1 protein-coding gene is annotated in these 3,108 nt (G+C 65.5%); it reads right to left on the reverse strand.

Annotated features, from left to right (window positions below):
* Positions 1-162 precede the first annotated feature (162 nt).
* Positions 163-2,370 carry an MMPL family transporter gene (locus ELR45_RS24680; RefSeq protein WP_205857195.1) on the reverse strand — a complete coding sequence of 736 codons (2,208 nt, stop codon included), beginning with the start codon at positions 2,368-2,370 and terminating at the stop codon, positions 163-165.
* Between the last annotated feature and the right edge of the window lie 738 nt (positions 2,371-3,108).

Below are 3,108 nucleotides of genomic sequence, written 5' to 3' on the forward strand. Positions count from 1 at the left end.
CGGATACCGGGATCGTCGTCGATGACGAGCACGCAGTCTGCGGTGCCTGGTGCGTCGACGGCAGTCACGTGCGCTCCTCACGCGAGCAGGCGGGTTGCCAAACCTCTGTTCCGTCTGAGGATGAAGCAAAAGCCATCCATATTCCGGTATCGGCGTATTTGCTCATCGTGCGATGAACTCCCCCGGGTGGGAGTCCTCGGTGCCGCTGTCGGGGTCGCGACGGGTCTCGCCCTCGACGGCCAGGTGGGGCAGAATCCGGTCGAGCCATCGGGGCAGCCACCAGGCCCGGTCGCCAAGGAGGGCCATCACCGCGGGCACGAGGGTCATGCGGACGAGGAAGGCGTCGACCAGGACACCAAAGGCCAGCGCGAACGCGATCGGCATGATCTCTACGTCGTGGGAGAAGAAGAAGCCGATGAACACCGTGATCATGATGACTGCGGCCGCGGTCACCACCCGGGCCGCGTTGCGCGCGCCGACGATGATCGCCGCCCGGGCGTTACGGTGCCGGACGTAGTCGTCGCGCATGGCGGACACGGAAAAGACCTCGTAGTCCATGGCGAGGCCGAACAGCACGGCCAAGACAATGATGGGCACAAAGCTGGCTACGGGGCCCAGGCTGGCCACACCGAGCAGACCGCTCAGCCAGCCCCACTGGAAGATCGCGACAATAGCGCCGAAGGCTGCGCCGACGGACAACAGGAATCCCGCGGTCGCCTTGATGGGGATGGCGACGGACCGGAACGCGACCATCAGGAGCAGTAGAGAGAGCCCGATCACGACGATGACAAAGGGCACCAGCGCGTCGCTGAGCTTGGTTGAGAGGTCGATGCTGACGGCGGTCAGTCCGGTCACAGCCACGTAGCTGCTGTGCGAGCTGGCAATGGGCTCCATTTCCGCACGCAGGCGGGAGACCAGCTCAGTGGTCGCCTCGGTACGCGGCCCGGTGGTGGGAGTGATTTGGATACGGGCTGCTTCCTGCCCCTCTGCCATATCGATGCCGCTGACATCCGCGATGCCCTCCATAGTGTTCAGCTTCTTCTCCACCGCAGCGGCCGTGGACTGGATGGTCTCCGGATCGTCGTCTTCGACAAGGATGACCAGGGGGCCGTTCGCACCGGGCCCGAAGGCATTGTCGATCATGTCGTAGGCCTGGCGGCTGGACGTGCTGGTGGCGTTAGACCCCGCGTCGGGGAGGGCGAGCTTGAGCTCTATGGCAGGAATCGCTATGGCAATGAGGGCGGTGGTGCCCAGGACCAGGCAGCGCACGGGGTGGCGCAGTACTCCCTGTGTCCAGCGCACGCCTAGGGTGGGCTTGTTCCCCCTGGCCCCACGGTCACGAGTAGCACGTGAATCCGGCTTGGGGATGAGCCGACGGCCGGCCGCGCTCATCATGGCGGGCAGCAGAGTGAGCGCCATCAGGACGGCGACCGCGACCGCTCCGGCGGTAGCGAGTCCCATGGAGGCCAGCATGGGGACGCCCGCGACGGACAGGCCCGCCAGAGCGATGACGACAGTGGCGCCGGCGAAGACGACGGCGCTGCCGGCGGTCGCGGTGGCCTTGGCGATGGACTCCCGTACGGGGGTGCCGTTGGCGAGTTGGGCGCGGTGGCGGGAGACGATGAGCAGGGCGTAATCGATGCCGACGGCCAGTCCCAGCATGATCGCCAGGGTCGGGGCGTTTTCGGAGATGTCGAACACCGACGCCAGCCCGATGATGGCGAGCATGGCGGCGGCGATGCCGACAATGGCGGTGATCAGCGGAAGGCCGGCAGCGAGCAGTGAGCCGAACGTGATCACCAGGACGGCCAGTGCCACGCCAAGGCTGATCAGCTCGACGGGCCCGAGGAGCGATTCAGCCGGCTCGTAGGCATTACCGCCGTACACGGTCTTCAGGCCCGCGTCTCGCGCCTCGACGCCCGCGTCCTGGACGGCCCGCAACGCCACGCTGCCCGCATCATCCTCGGCCAATTCGGCGTCGAAGAGGATGTCGGCGACGGCGGTGCGCCCGTCCTCGGAGACATCGCCCTCCTCGATCGGGTTGACGACCCCGATCACCCCGTCTACGTCACTGGTCGCGTCCAGGGTCGCTTCGAGGGACTTCTGCAGGTCGGGCTCGGTCACCTTGTGGCCGGAAGGCGCCTGGAAGACGATCTGCCCGGGTGTGCCGTCCGGTTCTTGCCAGTGCCGGTCCATCTTGGTCAGCGCGGTCTCGGCCGGCGAGCCGGGGATGGAATCGCTGTCCTGGAGCGTGCCCGCGAACGAGACGCCCACGACGGCCACGACGCCGAGGGCCAGCACCCACCCGCTCAACACCGTTCGCCACCGTCGTGCCCCGAACCTGCCCAGTCTGTAGAGGAGCGTTGCCATAGTCGTTTCCTTCGGTAGGAGGGAGAGTGACATGACTGAGTCTTGAGAACGGAGTTGACGTCCCACCCCCGGTGAGCTTGAGGGTTTGTTGACGGTGGTGTGTGGTCCTCAGGAGCCGTCGAAGGTTGTTCACGGCAGCTGTGGGTGCGCCCTACATGAATAACGGATACAATGATACCGAAAAAGCGAGCTGAGTCTCTGCCGAGTTCCTGTGACGTTCATGGAATCCGTGCACGTGGCGTGAAGTACACGCCGGACGGAGCCGAACTGGAAGCATGATCGTCGACGTTCACCGCACGGACCTGCTCGACCAACTCACGCACATCGCTCAACGCGGCGGCAGCGGAAGCTTCCGCGGCGTCGGTTCGGGGGTCGCGCAGGGACAAAGAGGACATCCCGCAGGTCGCACGGGGCCTCGATAGAGGCGGCGCGTAGCAGGGTCAGATACCCCGCCGGGGGTTGGCTCTCCCCTCGGGGTTAGCACTCGTCAGGTTACGGACTGGTAAGGACGTGGACGTCTAAAGACGTCCACAACCATGTCTAACGCTATGACGAAACGAGTGACGTGCGCGCCTAGGCAAATGCCTTGGGCACGCACGTCACGACCGGACAGGGGTTCATCCGGTGCAAAAAAACAACCCGCCAGCGTTGAGCTGCCGGGCTTGTCAGGTGAGTGCGGGCTGACGAACCGAGGACTCGTCGAGGACCAGGCTCTCGTGATCGAGTGTGGCCTGGGCG

The sequence above is a fragment of the Phytoactinopolyspora endophytica genome, from assembly GCF_004138495.1.
Lineage (GTDB): Bacteria > Actinomycetota > Actinomycetes > Jiangellales > Jiangellaceae > Phytoactinopolyspora > Phytoactinopolyspora endophytica.

What these genes read in the sequence shown, in the direction of transcription:
- ELR45_RS24680 (WP_205857195.1), bottom strand. Translation starts at nt 2,370, where the DNA reads ATGGCAACGCTCCTCTACAGACTGGGCAGGTTCGGGGCACGACGGTGG.